General features: G+C 51.5%; 21 protein-coding genes. 13 read left to right on the top strand and 8 right to left on the bottom strand.

Annotation, left to right across the window (positions count from 1 at the left end):
- Positions 1-77 precede the first annotated feature (77 nt).
- From OLX08_RS08140 to OLX08_RS08125, 4 genes are all read right to left on the bottom strand, one after another.
- Positions 78-1,172 (bottom strand): TRAP transporter substrate-binding protein, encoded by a 1,095-nt coding sequence (locus OLX08_RS08140; RefSeq protein WP_391480834.1) that lies wholly within the window; start codon positions 1,170-1,172, stop codon positions 78-80.
- Positions 1,173-1,419: 247 nt separating this feature from the next.
- Positions 1,420-2,871 (bottom strand): heme biosynthesis protein HemY, encoded by a 1,452-nt coding sequence (locus tag OLX08_RS08135; protein ID WP_391480833.1) that lies wholly within the window; start codon positions 2,869-2,871, stop codon positions 1,420-1,422.
- Between the two features lie 11 nt (positions 2,872-2,882).
- A complete protein-coding gene (locus tag OLX08_RS08130; RefSeq protein WP_391480832.1) occupies positions 2,883-4,034 on the bottom strand; it encodes a COG4223 family protein in 1,152 nt (383 codons plus the stop codon).
- 59 nt (positions 4,035-4,093) lie between these two features.
- Positions 4,094-4,810, bottom strand: coding sequence for a uroporphyrinogen-III synthase (locus OLX08_RS08125; protein ID WP_412535644.1), 717 nt, complete (start codon positions 4,808-4,810; stop codon positions 4,094-4,096).
- Positions 4,811-4,843: 33 nt separating this feature from the next.
- On the opposite strand from OLX08_RS08125, the gene tsaD reads away from it, so the two are divergent.
- The 4 genes from tsaD to OLX08_RS08105 are packed head-to-tail and all read left to right on the top strand — an operon-like array spanning position 4,844 to position 7,567.
- Positions 4,844-5,938 carry a tRNA (adenosine(37)-N6)-threonylcarbamoyltransferase complex transferase subunit TsaD gene (tsaD, locus tag OLX08_RS08120; protein WP_391480830.1) on the top strand — a complete coding sequence of 365 codons (1,095 nt, stop codon included), beginning with the start codon at positions 4,844-4,846 and terminating at the stop codon, positions 5,936-5,938.
- The gene (locus tag OLX08_RS08115; protein ID WP_391480829.1) at positions 5,935-6,876 is read left to right on the top strand and encodes an NAD(P)H-dependent glycerol-3-phosphate dehydrogenase; all 942 of its coding nucleotides are present in this window, start codon (positions 5,935-5,937) and stop codon (positions 6,874-6,876) included. Before tsaD ends, OLX08_RS08115 begins: the two co-directional genes overlap by 4 nt.
- Positions 6,876-7,151 (top strand): YciI family protein, encoded by a 276-nt coding sequence (locus tag OLX08_RS08110; RefSeq protein WP_391480828.1) that lies wholly within the window; start codon positions 6,876-6,878, stop codon positions 7,149-7,151. Before OLX08_RS08115 ends, OLX08_RS08110 begins: the two co-directional genes overlap by 1 nt.
- Positions 7,148-7,567 carry an EVE domain-containing protein gene (locus OLX08_RS08105; protein ID WP_391480827.1) on the top strand — a complete coding sequence of 140 codons (420 nt, stop codon included), beginning with the start codon at positions 7,148-7,150 and terminating at the stop codon, positions 7,565-7,567. Before OLX08_RS08110 ends, OLX08_RS08105 begins: the two co-directional genes overlap by 4 nt.
- Positions 7,568-7,798: 231 nt before the next feature.
- Here the strand turns inward: OLX08_RS08105 and OLX08_RS08100 are convergent, their stop codons facing one another.
- Positions 7,799-8,140, bottom strand: a complete 342-nt coding sequence (locus tag OLX08_RS08100; RefSeq protein ID WP_048598581.1) for a DUF2853 family protein — start codon at positions 8,138-8,140, stop codon at positions 7,799-7,801.
- A 191-nt stretch (positions 8,141-8,331) separates the two neighbouring features.
- Positions 8,332-9,723, bottom strand: a complete 1,392-nt coding sequence (gene ahcY, locus OLX08_RS08095) for an adenosylhomocysteinase (RefSeq protein ID WP_391480826.1) — start codon at positions 9,721-9,723, stop codon at positions 8,332-8,334.
- A 112-nt stretch (positions 9,724-9,835) separates the two neighbouring features.
- Here ahcY and OLX08_RS08090 point away from each other — a divergent pair, with 112 nt between their 5' ends.
- Entirely contained in the window at positions 9,836-10,426 is a 591-nt protein-coding gene (locus OLX08_RS08090; RefSeq protein WP_391480825.1) for an HD domain-containing protein, read from the top strand.
- A 1-nt stretch (position 10,427) separates the two neighbouring features.
- On the opposite strand, the gene OLX08_RS08085 is transcribed toward OLX08_RS08090, so the two are convergent.
- Both OLX08_RS08085 and OLX08_RS08080 read right to left on the bottom strand, forming a co-directional pair.
- On the bottom strand, positions 10,428-10,982 hold the full coding sequence (locus OLX08_RS08085; RefSeq protein WP_048598579.1) for an ActR/PrrA/RegA family redox response regulator transcription factor: 555 nt from the start codon (positions 10,980-10,982) through the stop codon (positions 10,428-10,430).
- A 62-nt stretch (positions 10,983-11,044) separates the two neighbouring features.
- Positions 11,045-11,659 carry an SCO family protein gene (locus OLX08_RS08080; protein WP_391480824.1) on the bottom strand — a complete coding sequence of 205 codons (615 nt, stop codon included), beginning with the start codon at positions 11,657-11,659 and terminating at the stop codon, positions 11,045-11,047.
- Positions 11,660-11,761: 102 nt separating this feature from the next.
- Between OLX08_RS08080 and regB the strand changes: the two genes are divergently transcribed.
- The 8 genes from regB to trxA all read left to right on the top strand — a co-directional run bounded on the left by regB (position 11,762) and on the right by trxA (position 23,553).
- On the top strand, positions 11,762-13,162 hold the full coding sequence (regB, locus tag OLX08_RS08075; protein WP_391480823.1) for a sensor histidine kinase RegB: 1,401 nt from the start codon (positions 11,762-11,764) through the stop codon (positions 13,160-13,162).
- A gap of 71 nt (positions 13,163-13,233) precedes the next feature.
- The gene (locus OLX08_RS08070) at positions 13,234-14,697 is read left to right on the top strand and encodes a hypothetical protein (protein ID WP_391480822.1); all 1,464 of its coding nucleotides are present in this window, start codon (positions 13,234-13,236) and stop codon (positions 14,695-14,697) included.
- A gap of 39 nt (positions 14,698-14,736) precedes the next feature.
- The gene (tsaE, locus tag OLX08_RS08065; RefSeq protein WP_391480821.1) at positions 14,737-15,216 is read left to right on the top strand and encodes a tRNA (adenosine(37)-N6)-threonylcarbamoyltransferase complex ATPase subunit type 1 TsaE; all 480 of its coding nucleotides are present in this window, start codon (positions 14,737-14,739) and stop codon (positions 15,214-15,216) included.
- Positions 15,217-15,262: 46 nt separating this feature from the next.
- Positions 15,263-16,216 carry an aminoglycoside phosphotransferase family protein gene (locus OLX08_RS08060; RefSeq protein WP_412535643.1) on the top strand — a complete coding sequence of 318 codons (954 nt, stop codon included), beginning with the start codon at positions 15,263-15,265 and terminating at the stop codon, positions 16,214-16,216.
- Positions 16,195-16,872, top strand: a complete 678-nt coding sequence (locus OLX08_RS08055; protein ID WP_391480818.1) for a nucleotidyltransferase family protein — start codon at positions 16,195-16,197, stop codon at positions 16,870-16,872. The genes OLX08_RS08060 and OLX08_RS08055 overlap by 22 nt, the downstream gene beginning before the upstream one ends.
- Entirely contained in the window at positions 16,869-19,811 is a 2,943-nt protein-coding gene (addB, locus tag OLX08_RS08050; RefSeq protein WP_391480816.1) for a double-strand break repair protein AddB, read from the top strand. The genes OLX08_RS08055 and addB overlap by 4 nt, the downstream gene beginning before the upstream one ends.
- The gene (gene addA / locus OLX08_RS08045; RefSeq protein ID WP_391480814.1) at positions 19,808-23,176 is read left to right on the top strand and encodes a double-strand break repair helicase AddA; all 3,369 of its coding nucleotides are present in this window, start codon (positions 19,808-19,810) and stop codon (positions 23,174-23,176) included. Before addB ends, addA begins: the two co-directional genes overlap by 4 nt.
- A 56-nt stretch (positions 23,177-23,232) precedes the next feature.
- Positions 23,233-23,553: a thioredoxin gene (gene trxA / locus OLX08_RS08040; protein WP_048598570.1), complete on the top strand. Its 321-nt coding sequence runs from the start codon at positions 23,233-23,235 to the stop codon at positions 23,551-23,553.
- Positions 23,554-23,562 lie beyond the last annotated feature (9 nt).

The raw sequence follows: 23,562 nt of genomic DNA, 5'->3' as shown, positions 1-23,562 counted from the left end.
TTATTGGCGCTCGTCAATTGAGCGCAAATGTCCGGGCGCAATAAAGCACCCGGACACACCGTTTCTAAACTAAGCGATTAACCGAAGTAGTGGTTGTACGCCAGTTTGTAATCAGGCTGGTTCATGTTGAGGTAGTTCATCACATCTTTGGCGTATGCCTTCTGTGACTCCATAACCTTCGCGAAGAATGGATCGTCGCCCGCAATGCGGTTTGCAACTTTGTCCCATGCTTCGAGCTGCGCTGCCATAACAGAATCTGGTGTACGGTATACGTTCACGCCGTCCTGCTCTTGCAGTTTGATCAGATCGTCTGAGTAACGCTTTGTGTTGCCCCAGTAGAAGCCGGAGTTTTCAGCCATTGACGCGTTACGGATGATCGCCTGGTGCTCAGGTGACAGGCCGTTGAACTTGTCTTTGTTGAATGTAACTTCGAAGCACTCTTGGCTCTGGTGGTATGATGCCAAGTGGTAGTGCTTGGAAACATCTTGCATACCAAAGTCACGGTCAGATGTTGGGTTGTTGAATTCAGCCGCGTCAATTAGACCAGATTTCATCGCTGGCTGGATTTCACCGCCAGGCAACTGCACAACTGACATGCCCATTTCGAGCAGAACGTCAGCAGCAAGACCAACAGTACGGTACTTCAGACCATTCATCTGGCTTGCGTCTTTAATTTCTTCTTGGAACCAACCAAGTGGCTGTGCTGGCATCGGTGAGTTGAAGAAAGACACAACGTTCAAGCGCAGGCTATCCATCAGCTCATCAAAGAGCTCTTGACCACCACCTGCGTGGATCCAGCCGAGCATCTCTTGGCTTGACCAGCCAAAGCACGGGCCTGTGCCGAAGAGTGATGCGGCTTTGGACTTGCCGTACCAGTAGGCTGATACGTAGTGCGCTGCATCAAGAACGCCGCGGTGTACCGCGTCTTGCATCTGGCTTGTCTTAACGACGGAGTCGACAGACAGCACTTCAATGGTCAATGAACCACCAGACATTTCGTTAACGCGGCTTGCAAACGATTGTGCATTTTCAAGGAAAATACCGCCGCCCCAAGCAGCTTGCATTTTCAGTGTTGTGCCGTGGTTGGCCGCAACTGCTGGTGTCGCCAAAGCGGCAGCGCCGGCAACAGCCGAGCCGCGCAAAAACTTTCTGCGGTTAAGTGTATTTGTCATAGTCCCTCCCAAGGAATCGATCAGCGCAACCCATTATGGGGTCGCTTATTTTTTCGGCTTCACATCACAGGATAACGAAACTTACTAACCTCTGATAACGAAGCTATGCTTCTTGGCATTCCAAGAATGTTAGGGAGACTAGAACAATTATTTCCCGAAACAAGCCCTTGATTAACTTAAATTAACTCTGACAGGGCTAATCGCTAAAATTTAATAAGGAGCACGCCGAAAAATAGTTTGAACGCAGTCAGTATTTCTCCGATGCATCTACGCCAGTTGACGCCTCATCAATGACTTCGGCATCATCCACATCGGACGCTGAGGGCGTGCCAACAAGCAAAGGCAGCATTTCCGTAGATGATGGCATCGTCGCGTCAGAAGTCGTTGGAGTACGCCACGCAAGCGTATCAAAAGCACCGCAATTTGAGCAGGTCGGCGCCCATTCTGCGTGAATATTTTGACAGTTCTCACAAACCCACTGCGGGCCACGCGGGGCAGTTAGCGCCTTCGTCAACCAACCGCGCACAACATCATCACTGGCACCTTGGCCACGCTCAATCGCCGCTAGAATTGTTAGACTGCGCGTTGTCGCATTGCTTTCCGCCAAATCACCCATCGCAGCGCGCGCTGCTGGAAAATCTTCAGCCGCGATATGAAGCTCAGCAAGCAGCATTTTTGTTTCGGCGTGATCAGGGGCAACGCGGGTCAATGCTTTGAACCGCTTGAGGCGCTCAGTCGGAGTTTCTTCGGGCGCAATTCGTGCAAAAGCAGCCGCTAGATCAGGATGAGGATGCGCGCCCCACGCCTTTTTCAAAACCCGCGCCGCGTACTTTCCTTCACCGGCTGCGATATAAGAATCCGCGGCCAAGACCGCCGCCGGAATTAGATCTGGCGATAGCCGGTTTGCCTCAATCGCCGCCTCTTTCACTTCGATCGTGCTATCATCTGCAACAATCGCCTTCGCTTCTGACAGCGCCAGAACCGCATCGCGGCGTTTGTGCACATCACGCGGCAACGATCCATGCTTCAACTTCGCAGTCAGCGTTTTGCGCGCGCCGCTCCAATCCTCTTTCTGGGCCTGAAGTCGCAACAAAACGTCCTGCGTTTCTTCATGCTTAGGCTTCAAAGCGAAAGCCTTCTCAGCCAAGGCCAAGGCCGTATCCGTATCACCAGCAGCTAATTTTTGGCGCATAATTCCACGTACACCCACAAAGCGGGTCTGATCATTCTGCAAAAGCTCTTTGTAAACTTGGTTCGCTTTTTTGGTATCACCAACCATCTCTGCCGCTTGCGCGGTGATCAAATTTGTGAGCTCGGGTTTACGTAGATACCGCTCAGCTTTGCTAGCCTTTGACATCGCCAAGCGCCCCTCGCCTGACGCAAGCGCCATCATGCCTTCGGACAAGGCATCAAATCCTTTACGCTCGCGGTTACGCACAAAATAACGAGACAGCGCTGTTTCATCCCCATTAATGAACCGAAGCACAGCACCAATCAGGCCTAACACTTTCAACACGATGTAAAGCGCGGCGACCAACACCGCAAAAGCAATGGCTGTTTGAAGGGGGCCAAATGTCCGCTCAACCCCATTGAAGGTAATCTGAACACCGCCCTCCATTTCCAAAAGTTGAACCGCACCAAACGCGAGGGCAGCCACACATGCAACAAAAACAAGAATTTTAGTAAGGGACCAAAGCATAATGCGTGACCTCAGTTCGATTTAAGGGATGCTGCCAATTGAGCAGCAGCAGTACTGGCATCAAGTCGGCGCTTTACAGCTTCAGCCCACGGCGACAAAGCAGATTTAGACGTCTCTGGAAGCGTATCCAACTCGCCCAGCGCATCATTCAACGCACCTTTGCGCACAGCAGCTTCAACACGCGACAGCACAGCATCGGCATCCGACCCTTCACGCGGCGTCACAGAGCGCGCTCCGGTCTGACGATCCAGAAAAGCTGACAGCTTTCCAACAGTGGTTTCGGGAACTGGCGTTTCTGAGCGTGCCGCAGCAAGCGCCTGACGTGCAAGTGGTGGAAATTCATCCTGCAAAGAAGCCAGCGCCGGAACACCAGTGCTTGCGACAGCTTGCAAAACTTCCGGCACAGTAGCCGTGCTCGCTTGTGAAAAATCAGCCAAAGCCGAACCAAAAGGCGCACCAGTTTCGATAGCCGCCTGAACTCGGGACAATGCAGCACGCGCCTGCGCAAAAAGCGCCTCTTCAACGGCGGCGGCTTCAAGCTGCACCACACTTGTTTGAGTTTGCTCGGTTTGTGCCTGAAGCTGTTCAGCCAGTGCTGCTATTTTCAAACTCTGCGCGTTGATCAAATCTTGTACCGCTGCAATATCAACTTTCGCTGCGCTGTCTGTCACAACGGGAAGATTAGCAATTTGATCCGCTAACGCGGCACGCGCAGCCGCGCCATCTTCCGCCGCTTCGTTCAATTGAGATTGAAGTGCGGCGATGTCATCAGCCATCGCAAACTCGGTCAAGCGTTGCTCAAGGTTATCCAAAGCCACCTTTTGGTCCGCAACTGTTTCTGCAAGTGTGCTATCGCGTTGTAAAAACTCAGGAAGCGCATCGTTTGAAATAATATCTGCACGCCCCCCGACAAAACCAAGCAAAGCCACCACAACACCTGCACCCAGCATCGGCAAAATACCGCCCTTTGGACTGGTTTTCGTATCGCTAGGCTCTTCTTTTGGCGTCTCATCCTGCTCAACAGCTGCTTCGTCAGAACCTTCCTCGTCGGGTGTACTGTCCGTTTCGTGAGTATCATTGGCAACTGCGTCTACGACCGTTTCATCCAACACAGGGTCAACTTTTTCAGTGATCGGTTCTTCTTCAGATGTCTTTTCGGCCACCTAGTTAACTCCCTCGAATCTTGCTTACGCTCAACAATACACTAATCAATCGCGTCACATCAGCCAGATATCTGTTTGCTCAAGTCATCGCAGATCACTTGCACCGCCACAAGAAGCCCCGCCGCATCCGTCGTCGATGCCACCACGGTCTTCGCAAAACTGCCCGCCAACGGCGCCGCAGCAGATGAACTAATCGCCACAAGCGTTGACATCGCTTTGTTTCCCGCAACATGCTTTGACAGAACCTCGGCTGCATTTGCAGAGAAAGCGGTCACAATAGTTCTTTGCTCGCAAAGTATTTTAGACACAACATCTGCGGGTAGCTCTTTGGCCACCTGTCTGTACGCCACGATATCACGAACGACCAAACCCGACGCTGCCAAAGCATTTGAAAAGCTGAGCGTTGTTTGTTCGCCGCGGACATGAACCAACGGTCCTGATGACTGAGCCTTGAGCAAGATAATCAAGTCCAATGCATCACCATCCGCAGACACAGCGCGATAGCCCGCGTCCAATGCAAGCTCAGCGGTGCGCTGACCAACACAAAAAGCCGTTCGGCCCACCCCGTCCGGCGCAAGACGCACAGCGTTACGCGAGGTGAAGATTACCTGCTCATCATGGGTAAACTCGATTGCTTGAGAAAGCGGCTCAATCTCTACAAGCGGTGCACAAACTATCTCTACGGCTGCGCCAAGCGTCATGCGCGCCTGCTCTGCAAACTGAGCCGCGTCAGGCTCAGGGCGGGTGATGATCACTGTGGGGCGAGCAGAAGGCATTGTTTGCATATCGCGCAAATGGTAGCTGGCAGCATGATGACACGCAATGGCCCCCCTCTGACCATCTTGGGTCTTGAAAGCAGCTGTGACGATACCGCAGCGGCAATCGTACAAGTGGGCACTGAAGGGCCAAACATTCTGGCGCAGGTAGTTGAAGGTCAGACGCAGCTTCACAATGATTTTGGCGGTGTCGTTCCTGAGATTGCCGCGCGCGCGCACACTGAAAAGCTGGATGGCTGTGTGGCGAAAGTGCTGGAACAGACGAGTAAAAGTTTAGATGATATCGACGCAATCGCGGTAACATCTGGACCAGGTCTTATTGGTGGGGTCTTAGCTGGTGTCATGTGCGCAAAAGGGCTTTCCGCAGGATCGGGAAAACCGCTGATCGGCGTTAATCATTTGGCGGGTCACGCCTTAACGCCACGCCTAAGTGACGGTATTGCGTACCCCTATTTGATGCTGCTTGTCTCGGGCGGGCATTGTCAGTTTTTAGAAGTGAAATCACCAACAAGCTACAGACGCCTTGGCGGCACAATTGATGACGCCCCCGGTGAGGCGTTCGACAAAACGGCGCGTCTTTTGGGACTGGCACAACCGGGCGGACCATCGGTAGAAAACGAAGCGAAAAACGGCAATCCTAAAGCCTATAAATTGCCACGCCCACTTTTGGACCGTGACGGCTGCGACATGTCATTTTCTGGTCTCAAGACTGCTTTGTTGCGCGCGCGTGACGCTATTGTTGAAGAACACGGCGGGTTGCCGCAAACGCATCGACGTGATCTTTGCGCCGCGTTTCAAAACGCCGTCACAGATGTGTTGGTGGAAAAAACACAGCGCGCCATCGCCCTTTGCCCAGATGCTACGGCCGTTGCGGTTGCCGGGGGCGTAGCTGCCAACATGACCATTCGTCAGGGCTTGGTTGCGCTTTGCAATGCCCAAGATCTACCATTTGTAGCGCCGCCCCTAAGCCTGTGTACGGATAATGCGGCCATGATCGCCTATGCTGGCGCAGAACTTTTTGCACTAGGCCACTACGACGATTTGACCTTATCAGCGCGCCCCCGATGGCCGCTCGATCAAACCGCGGCACCAATGCTTGGCTCAGGCAAAAAAGGAGCCAAAGCATGACCATCACCATTTTGGGTTCAGGCGCTTTTGGCACCGCACTTGCCATTACTTTGGCTACGAACGACGACATTAGTTTGGTGGCGCGGGACGCTAAAACGGCGGCGCAAATCGATGCGGATCGGGAAAACAAACGTCGGCTACCTGGCTACAAGCTGCCGTCCAATGTGACCGTTACGAACAAGCTGCCTGGCGAAGGTACCGTATTGATCGCAACGCCCACACAGCAGCTGTCGACGATATTACTTCAAGAGCAGGCAGCATTGCGAAACAGGCCACTGATAGCTTGCTGCAAGGGTGTAGATTTAAAATCGGGACTTGGGCCAGTTGGCCTGATGCAAAAGGCCGATCTTGGTGGGCCCGTTGGTATTCTGAGCGGACCAAGCTTTGCCAAGGACATCGCCGCAGGCCTTCCAACAGCGCTTACCCTTGCCTTGAGCGATGAGGGCATAAACCTCCAAAACGCCCTGAGCACGCCAACGCTTCGACTGTATCTTACCGATGATTGGCGCGGTGTTGAGTTGGGTGGTGCGCTAAAGAACGTGATTGCAATTGCATGTGGCGTGGCCATCGGATCAGGCCTCGGCGAAAGCGCGCGCGCGGCAATTCTGACACGCGGGTTCTCTGAAATGCGGACCTACGCAGAAGCCCTTGGGGCCAGAACTGACACGCTTATGGGCCTGTCTGGCTTAGGTGACTTAACCCTAACCGCGTCGTCAGAAACCTCGCGCAATTTTAGGTACGGACTGGGGATTGGCGCGGGTAACACCTGGATATCTGAGGAAACTGTCGAAGGCGCAGCAACTGCGAAAGCAATGGCATCCCTAAATCATGGTAAAATGCCGATTATTGAAACCGTAGCGGCACTTGTAGACAAACAAATCACCGTCCAAGATGCGGTCAAATCACTTTTGAATAGACCCTTAAAGAAGGAAAGCTAATGCTTGTAAGCCTGATAGCTAAAGACAAAGACGGCGCACTTGATGTGCGCAAAGCGAACCGGGATGCGCATCTTGCGTACATCAAGTCGACCGGTGTCGTGCAGCAAGCGGGTCCAATTTTGAGTGACGCGGGCGAGATGATCGGCTCGGTCGTTATTCTGGACGTGCAAAGCATGGCTGACGCCAAGGATTGGGCAGCATCAGACCCCTATGCACTTGCTGGTCTGTTTGAGAGCGTGGAATTGCTTCACTGGAACAGGGTCATTGGCGGATGAACTACTGGCTGTTCAAATCTGAGCCAAGTGCGTGGAGTTGGGCGGATCAGGTCGCCAAAGGCGACACTGGCGAAGAATGGGACGGCGTGCGCAATTATCAGGCGCGTAATTTCATGCGTGAAATGGCTGTCGGTGACCGTGGCTTCTTTTATCATTCACAAGATGAAAAGGCGGTCGTGGGGATCGTTGAGATCATTTCAGAAGCACACCAAGATAGCACAACAACGCAAGACCGCTGGCAATGCGTGGACATCAAGGCGATCAAAGAACTGCCCAGCCCTGTTTCACTGGCCGAGATCAAAGGTGATCCGTTCTTTGATGATATGCCACTGGTGAAATCGCCAAGGTTGTCCGTACAGCCAGTGGCGAAGGAACATTGGAAGAAGATTTGTCAGATGGCTGGGTGCGAAACATAAAATGAGGGGTCCAACCCCTTGGACCCCTCATTCACCCCACGTGCTCCCTAGCACCACACGTGTTCAAATATAAAAGGTCCAAACCATTCTTGGTTCGTATTGATCGTCTACCTACTCTAACCTTTAGGTGCAAGCTTTTGATATATAAAATATCTTTTAAATTCAGTACATTAAGAGACTATTAACTAACGTAAAAAGGGCGCCCTAAATACAGCGCCCCTTCATAACCAATCAGCCGTAGACAGCTTCTTTTCCAAAATGCTTTGTCAGCATGTAGTAGACTACCGCACGATATTTACTGCGCTCCGACATACCATAAGTTTCTAAAACTGATGTAATCGCCGCATCAAGTTCGGGACTATCTGCAAGGCCCAGCTTTTTGATAAGAAAATTGTTCTTAACCGTTTCAAGCTCTGCTGGCTGACCTGCGGCTACGGTGGACGCATCAGCGTTATAGATCGCCGGACCACAGCCAATTGTCACTTTGGTCAACAGATCAATGTCAGGTGTCATCCCGCATTTGTTCTTCAAGTCATCAGCATATTTCGCAATTAAATCGTCGCGCTTACCCATACCGTAAGTCCCCTCGTTAAAATACTACCGGACAACCACCTTGGCCCCCGTTTGCGTAGGGTAAGCGCTAAGTCAGCCACGTTAAAGGGAAAATTTAAGTGCTGTATGACGCCGCGCATTTCACCCAGACCTTAAACGCAAAACGCCGCCGGTTTGACCCAGCGGCGTTTCAAATACTTTTCATCGTAAGCTTAGTAGCGGTAATGCTCTGGCTTGAATGGGCCCTCAGGTGAAACACCAATGTAAGCGGCTTGTTCTGGATCCAGTTGGGAGAGTTTCACGCCAATACGCTTAAGGTGCAAACGCGCTACCTTCTCGTCCAAATGCTTGGGTAAAATATAGACGTCGTTTTTGTATTCATTACCACGCACCCACAGCTCAATCTGTGCAAGCACTTGGTTGGTGAATGATGCAGACATCACGAAAGACGGGTGACCCGTTGCGTTACCAAGGTTCAACAAACGGCCCTCTGAAAGCAAGATCAAACGGTTGCCTGACGGCATCTCGATCATATCCACCTGCTCTTTGATGTTTGTCCACTTATGGTTTTTCAGGGACGCAACTTGGATCTCATTGTCGAAGTGGCCGATGTTGCCAACAATCGCCATGTCCTTCATCTCGCGCATATGCTCGATGCGGATCACGTCTTTGTTGCCAGTTGTGGTGATGAAGATGTCAGCGGTGTCTACAACATCTTCGAGCAGAACCACTTCAAAGCCGTCCATTGCCGCTTGGAGTGCACAGATAGGATCAACTTCGGTGACTTTTACGCGCGCGCCCGCACCCGCGAGCGATGCAGCTGAGCCTTTACCAACGTCGCCGTAGCCCATGACAACCGCAACCTTACCAGCCATCATTGTATCAGTGGCACGGCGAATGCCATCAACAAGGCTCTCTTTACAGCCGTATTTATTATCGAACTTCGATTTGGTGACAGAGTCGTTCACATTGATCGCGGGAAACGGAAGCTGTCCTTGCTTTACCAGATCGTACAGGCGGTGAACACCAGTGGTCGTTTCCTCGGACACGCCCTTAATTTGGCCACGCATCTTTGTGAACCAGCCCGGGCTTTCCTTCATGCGCTTTTTGATCTGTGCAAATACAGCGACTTCTTCTTCGGATGTCGGCACCTCGATGAGGTCTGTTTCGCCGTTCTCAACGCGGGCGCCCAGCAGAATATACAAAGTCGCGTCGCCACCATCATCAAGGATTAGGTTCGGCCCATCTGGGAACATGAAAGATTTATCAAGGTAGTCCCAGTGTTCTTCCAATGACTGGCCCTTGATCGCAAACACAGGTGTACCACCTGCAGCAATTGCAGCCGCCGCGTGGTCTTGAGTGGAAAAGATGTTGCACGACGCCCAGCGAACATCCGCGCCAAGATACACAAGCGTCTCAATCAGAACCGCCGTTTGAATAGTCATGTGCAGAGAGCCGACGATACGCGCACCCGCCAAAGGCTTGGTATCACCATACTCTTCCCGTAGCGCCATCAGGCCCGGCATTTCCGTTTCCGCAATATCAAGCTCTTTACGGCCAAAATCAGCCAAAGAGATATCTTTAACAATGTAATCGTTCGCCATGATGGCCTCACTTTTCGTTTTGAATTTAACGGGCAGATAGCACTCCAGACCCATCTCGACAATGCGTAGAGGGGTCCTTAGTTTCGTGAAGTGATCTTACGGAGCGTATCTGATGAAACAACCACGAGCTTGGCAGCGTATGCTATCGGGACGGCGACTTGACCTGCTTGACCCGACACCGGTCGACATTGAGATCGAAGATATCGCTCACGGGTTGGCGTTTGTTGCCCGCTGGAATGGGCAGACGATCGGCGATTTCGCCTATTCCGTTGCCGAACACTCACTGCTTGTTGAGACGATTTTTTCCCGAATGAACCCCAGCGCCCCCGCAAAATGGCGGCTAGCAGCCCTTTTGCATGATGCACCTGAATACGTGATTGGCGATATGATTAGCCCCGTTAAGGCCGCCGTTGGACCGGGTTACAGTGCTTTGGATGAACGTCTTGAGGCAGCAATCCACATCCGCTTTGGCCTGCCCGCAAAAATACCAGTCGCTGTTAAGAAAAAGATCAAAAAAGCTGACCAGATCAGCGCATGGATGGAAGCAGTTCAGATCGCAGGTTTTTCCGAAGCCGAGGCAGATAAGTTCTTTGGCAAACCAAACGGAGCATTGATTGGCGATCTTGAAATCGTCCTTCGACCCGCACCCGTTGTGCGCGCAGATTACACCGCGCGCTACAACGCACTTATTGAACAGCTTTAGCTTATCGCGGGCTACGTTTTGCCAAAATGCGCTGCAACGTGCGCCTGTGCATGTTCAAGCGGCGTGCTGTCTCGGAAACATTTCGGTCACAAAGCTCATAGACACGTTGAATATGCTCCCAACGAACACGGTCCGCTGACATCGGGTTTTCTGGTGGTGGAGGCAATTCATCATCGCCAGATAAAAGTGCGTTGGTAATGTCGTTCGCATCAGCTGGCTTTGATAAATAATCAGTAGCTCCGATCTTTACCGCTGCAACAGCAGTCGCAATTGCACCGTATCCGGTCAACACGACGATACGGCTGTCGGGGCGGCGCGCGCGTAGAACCTCAACCACATCGAGACCGTTTCCATCACCTAACCGTAAATCCACAACGGCATATGCAGGCGGACGCGCAGTGGCGATCGCCTTGCCGCCTGCAACACTGTCAGAAGTCTCAACCGCAAAGCCGCGCTTTTCCATGGCTTTCGCAAGACGCTTTAGAAACGGCTCATCGTCGTCGACCAAAAGCAATGTCTTGTCTTCGCCAATTTCATACTTTGCTTCAGCCGACATAGTGATCTCCCAAACTGGTCTATGAGTGATGATATGGAGTGAACTGTTATGCGGTCAATTTCTTAGACTGCGTCCATCATGCAAGCCATCTGCTCTGCCATGCGGTCTGGTCGAATTTGCCTACCAAAAGGTTGAACGATACCTTGCTCAGGAAGCACAAAATAGCTCTGCGTAGAATGGTCGACCAAATAGTAATCTGGGTCACCTTCTTGGCGTTGGTAGAAAGTTTTGTACGCTCTGGATGCTACTTTCACTTGCTCAGGCGTACCCGTCAGTGCCGTCATATCTTCGCCAAAATTAAAGACGTAATCCGCCAAAACTTCAGGCGTATCGCGCTCGGGGTCAATGGAAATGAAAACAGGTTTCACATCTTTGCCCTGATCGGCCAAAGCATCAATCGCATCAACGTTTCGCACAACATCAAGCGGGCAAATATCAGGGCAGAACGTATAGCCAAAATAAACCAGCGATGGCTGTGTCAGAACATCTTGGTCAGTGACCGTCTCCCCTTTATGATTTACCAAAGTGAACGGTCCACCAAGCTGACCACCGGCAACAGCCATAACGTTGCACTGCTCAAATCTGTTGGATGGCGCCAAAATAGTTGTCGCCAAAACGCCAGCAATAACCAGTGCTGTTGTCGAAACACCCGCAGCAATAGCGAAACCCTTAGCCATAATTAACACCCTCTCACATTTCAAAAGTAGTCATGCCCGCTAAGTAGCAGGATATGGTAGGCTTTGATAAGCGACCATGGGTCACATTAAGGACAAATCAACGTGCCAACAAAACACGCATCCGAGATTGCTCTTTTTGAGGAAAGTGCACGCGCCAACTGGATCAGGATACGAACTCTGATCGGCTTAAGGTGGCTCGCCATTACCGGACAACTTGCTGCGATGGCGGTGGGGAAAATCTACTTCTCGCTCAGCCTTGATTTGGGGCTATGCCTGATGGTTGTTGGCGCAGGTATCATATTTAATCTGATCGCCACATTCGTACTCCCTGAAAACAAGAGGTTGGACGAGAACGAAGCGCTTTCGATGATCATGTTTGATCTTGGACAGTTGGCGCTTTTGCTCTTTTTGACCGGGGGTATGAACAACCCGTTTGCTGTTTTGCTGATCGCGCCAGTCACCATATCGGCCACAGCACTTAGCACCCGCTCAACAATTACTGTTGGTGGACTGACGTTGCTAGCGATTACCGCTCTCACAACGTTTTACGTACCGCTGCGAACCGCGCAGGGCTTCATCCATGAGATGCCGTCTATTTTGCTCTTTGGTTTCTGGGTATCGATGGGCGTTGGCGTGATCTTTATCGGACTTTACGCACGCCGCGTCACAGTTGAAATGAACACAATGTCCAATGCGCTAGTCGCTACTCAAATGGCCCTCGCCCGTGAGCAGAAATTGACAGACTTGGGGGGTGTTGTTGCTGCAGCCGCACATGAGCTTGGAACACCGCTCGCCACCATTAAACTTGTCAGTGCCGAGTTGATGGAAGATCTTTCCAAACAACCTGACCTTTATGATGATGCCAAACTAATCCGCGAGCAGTCGGAACGCTGTCGCGAGATTTTGCATTCGATGGGGCGCGCCGGAAAAGAAGATAAGCACCTGATGACAGCACCCATTTCAGCCGTTCTTCAGGAGGCCGCAGAGCCCCACATGAACCGCGGCAAGGCCGTTAATTTTGACGTTTCAGCAATTGATGACACGCACGACATTCCACAACCTCACATCAATCGTCGGCCCGAAATTATTCACGGACTGCGGAACCTTATCCAAAACGCGGTGGACTTCGCCGACACGCAAGTTTGGATCGATGTGCAATGGAGCGATACCGAAATAACACTGCGGATCACTGATGATGGCGACGGGTTTTCACAGCAGGTGTTTAACCGGATTGGCGATCCATTTGTTAAACGCCGCAACTCACAAACTGATCAGCAAAAAAGACCAGGTTATGAAGGAATGGGGCTCGGTCTATTTATTGCCAAAACACTGCTGGAAAGATCAGGCGCGACCCTGCGGTTTTCAAATGGATCAGATCCTACCATTGAGTCATCCACACCACTCAACCGAAGCGGCGCAATCGTCGAAGTGTCATGGCTAGCCTCCAAAATAGTCAGCGACAAAACAATGTCACTTGGCGAAAATGAGCCATTTGACGTCTAAAACTTTGGCTTGTTAATATTTTCTTTAATTTCGTTTTCTAAATACTCTGTCAGTAGTTTCACGGAGTAACGATGGCGTCTTTTGTATTTTTTTCCGCCTGCCTTGTGTTTTTTACGGCAGCCAATTGGTGGATTAGTTCATCCACCCTAACAGCCCAAAAACCAACTTATTCACTCGGCACAAATGACGAAAGGCGAACGATTTTTCTTTTTGAAGACGGGTATCTGGTTGATGCAACAAACACCGCTAAGGCATTGCTAAAGGATATAAGCCAGCCCAGTAACCTTGATGATTGGGCCCACTTCAAATCAGCCGTTACTGATGATTTTGCTGATCTAGATGCGCATGCTGAAACTGCCGTATCCTTGGGTCACTCAACCCTGAAATCACATAGGGACGAACGGCTGTCGCTTACCTTCGAGGCTATTCACACCCTCATTCGTGTCGAGCTTCAAGGCACAAGCGTCACACAGAAAACATCAGCAGATCGAACTTTGTCAGCGCCTTTTCTCGTTTGGGAGGAAAATGAAGCAGGTGAGATCGTTTGGGCTAACGAAGCGTACTTGAAGCGTTGCGAACATATTGAAACATGGCCCCTACCGAAGTTGCTCGTTACCACCGGCTTGAAGCAAAAACCTTCGGGTACTCAGCAGCGAATATCACAAGTTCACAGCCAAAAATTGGTAGAGTGGTATGACGTTTCACATGAAGTCTTGGAAGCAGGGTTTCGGTTCTACGCCTCACCAGCGGATCAAGTTGTTGAAGCAGAAGCAAAGCTGGATCAATTTCGCCAATCTATGGCAAAAACATTTGCCGCGCTGTCATGTGGGCTGGCTCTGTTTGATCGTGATGACAGGCTTACCGTCTTCAACCCAGCACTAGCCGATAAATATGCGCTTCCAATAGATTTTCTATTGCGACGCCCATCACTTGATATGTTCCTTCATAAACTACGCGAACTTCGGCTTACCCCTGCGGACACCCGCTTTGAGGACTGGGCCGCAGCCCTCACACCCGACGAAAAAAATGCGGTTGCGACTACCTCGTGGGCCACAAAAAAAGGTCGCAAATTAACAGCCGCCGTGATGCCTCACGCGGAAGGGTCGCGCGTGATCTCGATTGAAGAGACGCCGGACATGAGCGAGGTCATTCAAGGACTGCAGGCCGAAAACATAGCGCTGAAAGAAGCACTTGATCTAATTCCTGAGCCAACTTGCATTATTGATCAGGGCAAAAAAGTATGCGCCGCCAACTCAGCCTTCCGCGTGCAATGGGAAGACAAATTAAACTATCCAATCAGTGCGGCCACAAGCATCGGCAAGCGTGCGAAACATACAGATAAGTGGGACCAAATGCGCGCAGCCCTCAACAAACCAATGTCCGTTCATCATTGGAAAAGCCAATTGGCTCTAGAAGGTAACAACTCAGTCGCGCTGAATATTGATCGAAAGGCAAGTGGGCACATGCTCGTGCATTTCTCAGAACGACCAAGCGACACATCCGCAGTAGAAAATACAAGCATGGCCGCACTTTAACGCCTTGCGACTGTAAGGTGACGGTCTAATGTGCAGGGTATGGCCTCAACCCTGTATCACACCGAGACAACCTCGCCCGACCAGACGGCAGACTTAGCCGTCAGTATTGGCCAAGTTCTAAAGGCTGGGGACTGCCTGCTTTTGGTTGGGTCAGTCGGGGCCGGAAAGTCACTTTTCGCCCGCGCGCTAATACAGTCTTTGCAAGACACGCCAGAAGATGTTCCAAGCCCAACATTCACAATTGTTCAGACCTATGAAACCAAACTGGGTGATCTTTGGCATTGTGATCTTTACCGTATTTCAAGTCCTCATGAAGTGATTGAGCTTGGCCTAGATGATGCGATGGCTACTGCCGTCACGCTCATCGAGTGGCCTGAAAACTTGGCAGACCTAACACCGCCGGGTGCACTTACCATCCGAATTAACGATCTTGGCGGTGATGTCCGAAAGTTATCATTCGAAAGTACAGATGCGGATTGGGCAGCATCTCTTCAGAAAGTTTTTGAAAATGCGGTGTAAACTGGCATCTGAATTCATCGCCAAAACACAATGGTCAGATGCAGAAATGGCTATGATCGCAGGCGATGCTTCAAATAGAAAATACTACCGCCTTAGAAAAACCAATAGTGCTGAAACCGCCATTTTAATGGACGCGCCGCCTGAAAAGGGGGAGAATGTTGTACCCTTCGTTCTTATTGCCCAACATTTGGAAAGTATTGGACTGAATCCACCGTCCATATACGCCAAGGATGAGGCAAACGGATTCCTTCTGCTCGAAGATTTAGGCGATGACTTACTGGCAAAACTTGCAGCCAATGGGTCAGAATTTGATCTATACAAAGCCGCTGTCGATGCGCTCCTTCACCTGCACCAATCACGGCTGCCAGAAGCGCCGCTAGAAAAGTATTCTGCGGCGGAGATGGCCCCGCTCGGATGTCTTTCTCTAGAGTGGTACGCTCAAAATGCCGGAGCAATGGATAACGCCAAGGCAGAGCTAGAAACGGCTTTATTTACTGCGATAGAAGCAACTGAAACCGCCACGCCAGTTCTTGTTTTACGCGACTACCACGCTGAAAATCTACTCTGGACGCCTATGTTTGAGGCCCCGAAAAACATCGGCCTTCTAGATTTTCAAGACGCTCGGGTTGGCCAGCCAACATATGATTTAGTCTCACTGCTCGGCGATGCCCGCCGCGACGTATCAATACCAGTGCGTGATGACCTACTGCAATATTATCAATCCGAAAGCGGCATCGACCCTGATAAATTTAGCGCCAACTGTGCTGTACAAAGTGCGCAACGAAACCTGCGCATTCTTGGTGTCTTCGCACGGCTTTGTATCCGTGACGGAAAACCATCCTACCTAGATTTTATTCCGCGCGTTTGGGCCAGCCTACAACAGGATCTGCAACATCCAAGCCTTTCGTCGGTAGCACAGATTGTAATCCAAAATATTCCTGAGCCAACGCCCGAAATCCTAAACCTATTGAGACATAAATGCCCAACAAACCATCACTGATGTTGTTTGGTGCGGGCTTTGGCACACGTATGGGCGATCTTACAAAGACAACGCCAAAGCCATTGATTTCCGCGGCGGGCAAGCCGCTAGTGGATCATGCTATCGAAATTGCGCATGAAGCAAAAATCGAAAACATCGCCATAAACACTCACTATCTTGCTGAACAGATTCAAGATCACTTTCTCGGAACCGGCATCAAGGTCGTTCACGAAGTACCAACTATTCTTGAAACGGGCGGCGGGTTAAAAAATGCCTTAAGCATTCTGGGCAAAGACCCCGTTATCACCATGAATACCGATGCTGTTTGGCGAGGGAATAACCCGATTAGTGAACTGCTGTCCCACTGGAAACCCAACAAAATGGATGCACTTCTACTTTTATGTGACCCCAGTCGGACAAACGGCCATGAGGGTGGAGATTTCACCCTTGATGACCACAGCGTAATCTCTCGCGGTGGGCCTTTTGTCTACAGTGGGCTACAAATCATAAAGACAGATGCTCTATCCCAAATAGAGCAAACATCCTTTTCGATCAGCAGACTTTGGGACATATTTAAGCAGTCTGGTACCCTAAAGGGTCATGTATACTCGGGCGAATGGTGCGATGTTGGCCACCCCGAAGGCATAAATATTGCAGAACGAATGTTAGTTAAATGATGTTTCCCCAATCCCCGACACCAAGAGTATTTCACCTTCCCCTTGGCTGTGATTTTCCAAAAACCATTGCACGCGGGCTTGAACAGCGACTGCATGGACATGATCCGATGTCATGGGCAAAGACCACGTTAATATTTAATACCCGTCGTTCGGAACAGCGTGTCACAGAATTGCTTGCCTCTGGCCCAGCGCGCCTTTTACCGAGGATCAAGCTTCTTTCAGGTCTTGATGATACACCAGAAACACGCGCCATACCCCAACCTGTATCACGCATTCGCAGACATCTGGAGCTTGCCCAACTGATTGATGCACTGCTCACGGCTTCGCCAGAGCTTGCGCCCCGCTCTGCCCTGTTTGACCTTGCAGATAGCCTTGCCCGTCTCACTGATGAGATACAAAGTGAGGCGGTTGATCCAGAAGCTATAAGAAACATTGATGTGTCGGATCATTCTGCACATTGGCAACGTACGCAGCAATTCTTGACAATTGCACAGCAATATCTGGCAGAAACGTCTCTACCCGATAAAGAAACCCGTCAAGGCATGGTAGTCGATGCGCTTATTGGGACTTGGCTCAAAAATCCGCCAGAGCATCCTATCATTCTTGCCGGCTCCACGGGGTCTCGCGGGACAACGGCAAGGTTGATGCGCGCCATCGCAAGCCTGCCACAAGGCGCTGTCATCCTGCCGGGTTTTGACACCTCAATGACCACTCGCGATTGGGCAAACCTATCATCAGAGAAACACAAAGCTGAGGATCATCCGCAGTACCGCCTGAAAGCGTTTATGGATGAGGTCGATGTAAGTCCGGATCAAGTACAGCCGTGGGATGAAACAGTGTCAGCGGAGCAGTCCAAACGGACGCAACTGATATCACTGGCCCTGCGCCCCGCGCCAATCACGGATCAATGGCTTAGCGAAGGTCCAAAACTTGGTGATTTGGAAGAGTGCTGCGAAGATATCACGCTTCTCAACGCCCCATCGCCACGGCTTGAAGCGCAAGCGATATCGATCGGTATTCGAGACGCCGTTGAGCAAGGCAAAACGGTAGCGCTTATTTCACCTGATCGCACCCTGACACGCCGCGTTAGCGCTGCGCTCGACAGGTGGCGCATTCGGGCTGACGACAGTGCTGGCATCCCGCTACACCTCACAGCACCAGGCCGACTGCTAGATCAAACAGCACGCCTTATGGGCGAACCTGTTACCGCCGATACGCTGTTAGCATTGCTTAAAAACCCTCTGGTCTTTTCAGGCGGGGATCGTGGTAACCACCTTAGGTGGACGCGGAACCTTGAAATATACATCCGCAAATACGGCATGCCTTTTCCCACTGAAGAACTGCTTGTGGCATGGGCAAACGGTGAAAAAGACGAAGGTGTTGGCACGTGGGCCAGCCTTATAGGGCGGGCAGTTTCTGTCTTCTCAGCCACTACCACACAACCTTTGCCCGATCTCATTAAGGTACACCTCAAGTACGCCGAGCTATTGTCAACGGGCGACAGCTCTCAGAGCGATGGCGCGCTTTGGTTGCGCGACGAAGGTGAGAAAGCGCTGCAAACCGTGACGCTTCTCCAGCAAGACGCGGTCTATGGAAACGACCTATCCCCTCGCGATTATCAGGCCCTATTCCACCGTATTTTAGCAAATGAAGAAGTCCGCGACCGGGAACAACCACGACCAGACGTTTTTATTTGGGGTACCCTTGAGGCACGTGTTGGTGGCGCAGATATTGTTATCCTTGCTGGACTGAATGAAGGAAGCTGGCCAGAAGCTGTGGCTCATGATCCATGGCTCAACCGCAAAATGCGAAACGAGGTTGGCCTGCTATCTCCTGATCGTAAACTTGGCTTATCTGCGCACGACTTCCAAATCGCAGCGGCAGGGCCAAAAATATGGCTGTCGCGCTCAGCCCGCAGTAGCGATGCCGAGACAGTCCCATCCAGATGGTTGAACAGGATTACAAACCTTGTTCAGGGCCTACCAAAGCAAAACGGTGAGGCGGCTTATAAAGGAATGTTGGCGCGCGGCGATAAATGGCTCCGGCTCGCTATTGAATTGGAAAAACCACAACAGAAAGTTGCACCGGCCAAGCGCCCTGCCCCGCGCCCGCCTGTAAGCGCCCGGCCCCGCCATTTGTCGGTCACTCGGTTCAAACACCTGATCCGCGATCCCTACAATGTCTACGCGCGCGACATCCTCAAACTAAAGCCGCTCCATTCTCTGCGACGATCCGCTGACGCATTGCTGCGTGGAACCGTAGTTCACTCTGTATTTGAGGAGTTCATCAAGCAGAACAGGATACAGACGCCAGATCCCGTCGACACACTTCTCAATATCGCCGAGGAGGTGTTGGCCAAAAAAGCGCCTTGGCCAACGGCTCAACGTCTGTGGCTGGGGCAGCTAAGCCGCATTGCGCACGAGTTTGTTGAACAGGAAAAAGTCAGGCAGCAATACGGGGCGCCAACCCTTCTAGAGCAAAAGGGAAAGCTTACGTTTGCCGACATATCGTTCGACCTCACCGCCCAAGCGGACCGGATCGACATGACCGAAACGGGTGGGGCCATTATCTACGACTACAAAACAGGTACCCCGCCACAGAAAAAACAACAGCTTCTGTTTGACCGTCAGCTTTTGCTTCAAATGCTGATGATAGAAGAAGGTGCGTTTTCTGAATTAGGGCCTGTGTCCGCTGAAAGCGGTGTGTTTCTAAAAGTGGGTTCGTCACTACAAAGCACGCCAGCTCCTATTGATGAGACCTCAATTACGGAGATCAAAACAGAACTACGCGCGCTTATTTTAGCCTATGACAACCCGGATCAGGGATATCTTGCGCGCCGGCAAACTGAAAAAGACACCTATGCAAACGAGTACGATCACCTCTCGCGATTTGGGGAGTGGGACGTCACGGACGAACCGAACCCAGAGGTGCTGAAATGAGTATCCCGAACGACGCAAGCCTGCGGCAAATTCAGGCCGCCCGCCCCGATATGTCGACGTGGCTTGCCGCAAATGCTGGCTCTGGAAAGACACGCGTTCTCACAGATCGGGTCGCGCGCTTGCTTCTGTCCGGTGTTCCGCCAGAGCGCATATTGTGCCTGACCTACACCAAAGCCGCCGCCAGCGAGATGCAGAACCGCCTGTTCCAAAGGTTAGGCGATTGGGCAATGAAGCCCGAACCCGATCTGCGTAAGGAATTAATCGGACTGGGTGTTAATGATGCTTGGTCAGATCATGATCTGAATAATGCGCGGCGCTTGTTCGCCCGTGCGATCGAAGCACCTGGCGGGCTCAAAATTCAAACGATCCACTCGTTTTGCGCCACACTTTTACGGCGGTTCCCCCTTGAGGCCAGCGTGTCGCCCCAATTCACCGAAATGGAAGACCGTGCAGGGGTGCTGCTACGCGAAGCTGTTTTGGACGATATTGCGACCGGCCCAAATCGGCACCTTCTTGATGCTTTGGCGATGCAAATTACCGATCAAGATTTTGAAAAACTCGCGCGCGATATCATCAAGAACAAAGCCTTGTATGCAGCTGATATATCGATTGAAGACGTATTGGACCTGCCTTCTGGAACGACCGAAAAGTCATTAGTTGATCAAGCTTTTCACGGGTCTGAAGGCGATCTCTTTACCGCCCTAATTCCAATTTTACGCACATCGTCAGCCAACGATACCAAGCTTGCTGACGCGCTGAATGCCATAAAAACGTTCGATTACGCCGCTATTTCAGAGCTTGCAAAGCCACTTCTTTTTCATAGTGGCGCCAATAATCGGCGCGCCAAAATTGGACGCGCTCCAACAAAGGCGATCGCGGAAAAGCATCCTGAACTCACCGCACAACTTCATGATCTGATGCAGCGTATTGAGGACGCGCAAGAACTGAAATTAAAGCTCGATGCAGCCCACAAAACCAAAGCCCTACATGCTTTTGCGCGCGTCTTTCTACCAAAATATGAGGATGCCAAAACAGTCCGTGGATGGCTTGATTTTGATGATCTAATTGAGAAAACAAACGATCTTCTGTCCAATCAAAGTATGGCGTCATGGGTTCTGTTTCGTCTCGATGGCGGCATTGACCACATCCTCGTGGACGAGGCGCAAGACACCAGCCCAACCCAATGGAACGTCATTGAAAACCTTGCCTCCGAATTCACCAGCGGTCTTGGCGCACGTGATGATGTAGAGCGGACTATTTTTGTGGTCGGTGATCCCAAGCAGTCAATCTATTCGTTCCAAGGGGCCAAACCCGCGGGCTTTTCTGAAATGCGCAATAGCTTTCAAAGCAAGCTGGAAAGCATCCAAAAACCCTTTCAACCACTACAGCTTGAATACTCGTTCCGCTCATCGGCAGCAGTTTTGAGCAGCGTCGACAAGGTCTTTTCAAAAGGTGACACGACAAGCCTAGGCGGCACAGTTTTACACAAGGCGTTCAAAGCTGAACTGGCTGGCCGCGTGGATATTTTTTCAGTGGTTGAGCCACAAAAAACCGAGGATGATCTGCCCTGGCACACGCCCCTCGACCGTAAATCACCACAAGACGCAACGGTGATATTGGCCAAACGTATTGCAGCGCGAATTCGACATATGATCGATACGAAAGTTGGTATTCCTGACGAAGAAACACCGAACGTGTTCCGTCCCGTTCATGAGGGCGATTTTCTAATTCTCGTTCGTAAAAGGTCAGCGATTTTCCACGAGCTGATCCGTGCCTGCAAAACAGAAGGTCTGAAAATTGCGGGCGCTGACAAACTGAAAATTGCAGGCGAGTTGGCGGTCAAAGACCTCACTGCGCTGCTTGCCTTTTTATCGACGCCCGAAGATGATCTCGCGCTTGCGGGGCTGCTGAAATCGCCCCTGTTTGGCTGGAGCGAGCAAGACTTGTTCGATCTGGCCCATCGCCGCGCTGCCAAAAAATATCTTTGGCAAGAAATGCGGGACAGGCGCACTGAGTTTCCTGAAACTATGGAAGTGCTTGATGATCTGCGAAATTCATCGGATTTTCTTCGCCCCTTTGATCTTCTGGAAAGTGCCCTTACACGTCACGATGGTCGGCGAAAGCTAATCGCCCGCTTGGGTGAAGAGGCCGTTGACGGCATTGATGCGCTGCTCGACCAAGCACAGTCGTACGAGCAAAACGACGTACCAAACCTGACCGGCTTTTTGACGTGGCTCGAGGCAGAGGACGTTGAGATAAAACGACAAGCCGAAAGTGCAGGTGACCAAATCAGAGTCATGACCATCCATGGCGCTAAGGGGCTGGAAGCGCCGATTGTTATTCTCCCTGAAACAGGCGCACAGAAAAGCCAGTTCCGCGACCCGACCATCAACAAAGACGGCACCGCTGTTTGGAAGCCCGCCACCGCAGACATGCCCGAGTGTCTTGAGGCATCCGTGGAGGAGGCAAAGCGCCTGTCTGCCGAAGAAAGTGACCGATTGCTGTACGTGGCAATGACCCGCGCTGAAAAGTGGCTCATGATTGATGGCGTGATGGACCCTGCGAAAACGACAGATACGTGGTACGGGCGCATCGAAGACGCGGTAACTGAACTTGGTGCAAAGGCGGCGCAGCTTGGCGATGAAACACCTTTCCGCTTTGAGGTTGGCACTTGGGCCGCCACAGATGCGCCTACAACAGCTAAGCATGCCACATCCGTTTCTATACCAACCCACCTGACGCTCAATCCAACAGCGCCTGATGCGAAACAACGCCCACTTTCGCCGTCCATGCTGGGTGGCGCAAAGGCTCTATATAGCGGATCAGACACTCATTTTGACGAAGAAGCCGCGATGCGTCGCGGTACACTCATACACTTGCTTCTCGAATATTTGCCCGACGTGCCTCGGCCTGCATGGCAGGAACAGGCGAAACAACTCTTACTAACCAACGATGCCTTTGCTGTCGGTCCGCTTGCTGAGGAAATCATTCAAGAAGCCATAAACGTCTTAACTGCCCCGCACTTAGAATTTTTGTTCTCTGATCGCGCAATGGCAGAGGTTGGCATTACATCACCGCTTTCTCAGCTTGAGGGAAAGCAAGTGTTGGGAACGATTGACCGACTAATCGATCAGGGCGACCACATTCTTGCGGTCGATTTTAAATCAAACGCGATCATTCCCGAAAACCCTCAAGATACGCCCCTAGGCCTTTTGCGCCAAATGGGTGCCTATGCAGCAGCTTTAGAGGCGGTTTTCCCCAACAAACCGATCAAGACGGCTCTTCTATGGACCAAAACCGCTGAGTTGATGGAGCTTCCCCACGATATGGTGATGCAGGCACTGGAAACGACCCCCATATCTTGACGCTGTGCCCGCCCACTCTTAGGTTCACAGCAACGCAGATCTCAAGGAGAGACCCAATGGCTACCGTTGCAGCAACAGACGACACATTTGACGCAGAAGTCCGCAATTCAGACATCCCCGTTGTAGTAGATTTCTGGGCAGAATGGTGCGGCCCCTGCAAACAAATCGGCCCATCACTTGAAGAACTTTCCGCCGAAATGGACGGCAAAGTAAAAATCGTGAAGGTCGATGTAGACAGCAACCCGAATGCAGCCGCACAAATGGGTGTTCGCGGCATTCCTGCTCTGTTCGTTTTCAAAGACGGCGAAGTTGTTTCAAACCGCAACGGCGCGGCACCAAAAGCAGCGCTGCAAAGCTGGATTGAAGAATCCATCTAACAGACGCGG

This window comes from Nereida ignava, assembly GCF_047114695.1.
GTDB lineage: Bacteria > Pseudomonadota > Alphaproteobacteria > Rhodobacterales > Rhodobacteraceae > Nereida > Nereida ignava.
This window is presented reverse-complemented; position numbering and strand designations above follow the sequence as displayed.

Coding starts and splice junctions, on each gene's coding strand:
- OLX08_RS08090 (WP_391480825.1), top strand. CDS start 9,836: ATGAAACAACCACGAGCTTGGCAGCGTATGCTATCGGGACGGCGACTT.
- OLX08_RS08060 (WP_412535643.1), top strand. CDS start 15,263: ATGGCTATGATCGCAGGCGATGCTTCAAATAGAAAATACTACCGCCTT.
- OLX08_RS08080 (WP_391480824.1), bottom strand. CDS start 11,659: ATGGCTAAGGGTTTCGCTATTGCTGCGGGTGTTTCGACAACAGCACTG.
- OLX08_RS08100 (WP_048598581.1), bottom strand. CDS start 8,140: ATGGGTAAGCGCGACGATTTAATTGCGAAATATGCTGATGACTTGAAG.
- OLX08_RS08115 (WP_391480829.1), top strand. CDS start 5,935: ATGACCATCACCATTTTGGGTTCAGGCGCTTTTGGCACCGCACTTGCC.
- OLX08_RS08135 (WP_391480833.1), bottom strand. CDS start 2,871: ATGCTTTGGTCCCTTACTAAAATTCTTGTTTTTGTTGCATGTGTGGCT.
- trxA (WP_048598570.1), top strand. CDS start 23,233: ATGGCTACCGTTGCAGCAACAGACGACACATTTGACGCAGAAGTCCGC.
- tsaE (WP_391480821.1), top strand. CDS start 14,737: ATGGCCTCAACCCTGTATCACACCGAGACAACCTCGCCCGACCAGACG.
- OLX08_RS08125 (WP_412535644.1), bottom strand. CDS start 4,810: ATGCCTTCTGCTCGCCCCACAGTGATCATCACCCGCCCTGAGCCTGAC.
- tsaD (WP_391480830.1), top strand. CDS start 4,844: ATGATGACACGCAATGGCCCCCCTCTGACCATCTTGGGTCTTGAAAGC.
- OLX08_RS08105 (WP_391480827.1), top strand. CDS start 7,148: ATGAACTACTGGCTGTTCAAATCTGAGCCAAGTGCGTGGAGTTGGGCG.
- addB (WP_391480816.1), top strand. CDS start 16,869: ATGATGTTTCCCCAATCCCCGACACCAAGAGTATTTCACCTTCCCCTT.
- OLX08_RS08110 (WP_391480828.1), top strand. CDS start 6,876: ATGCTTGTAAGCCTGATAGCTAAAGACAAAGACGGCGCACTTGATGTG.
- OLX08_RS08085 (WP_048598579.1), bottom strand. CDS start 10,982: ATGTCGGCTGAAGCAAAGTATGAAATTGGCGAAGACAAGACATTGCTT.
- ahcY (WP_391480826.1), bottom strand. CDS start 9,723: ATGGCGAACGATTACATTGTTAAAGATATCTCTTTGGCTGATTTTGGC.
- addA (WP_391480814.1), top strand. CDS start 19,808: ATGAGTATCCCGAACGACGCAAGCCTGCGGCAAATTCAGGCCGCCCGC.
- OLX08_RS08070 (WP_391480822.1), top strand. CDS start 13,234: ATGGCGTCTTTTGTATTTTTTTCCGCCTGCCTTGTGTTTTTTACGGCA.
- OLX08_RS08140 (WP_391480834.1), bottom strand. CDS start 1,172: ATGACAAATACACTTAACCGCAGAAAGTTTTTGCGCGGCTCGGCTGTT.
- OLX08_RS08055 (WP_391480818.1), top strand. CDS start 16,195: ATGCCCAACAAACCATCACTGATGTTGTTTGGTGCGGGCTTTGGCACA.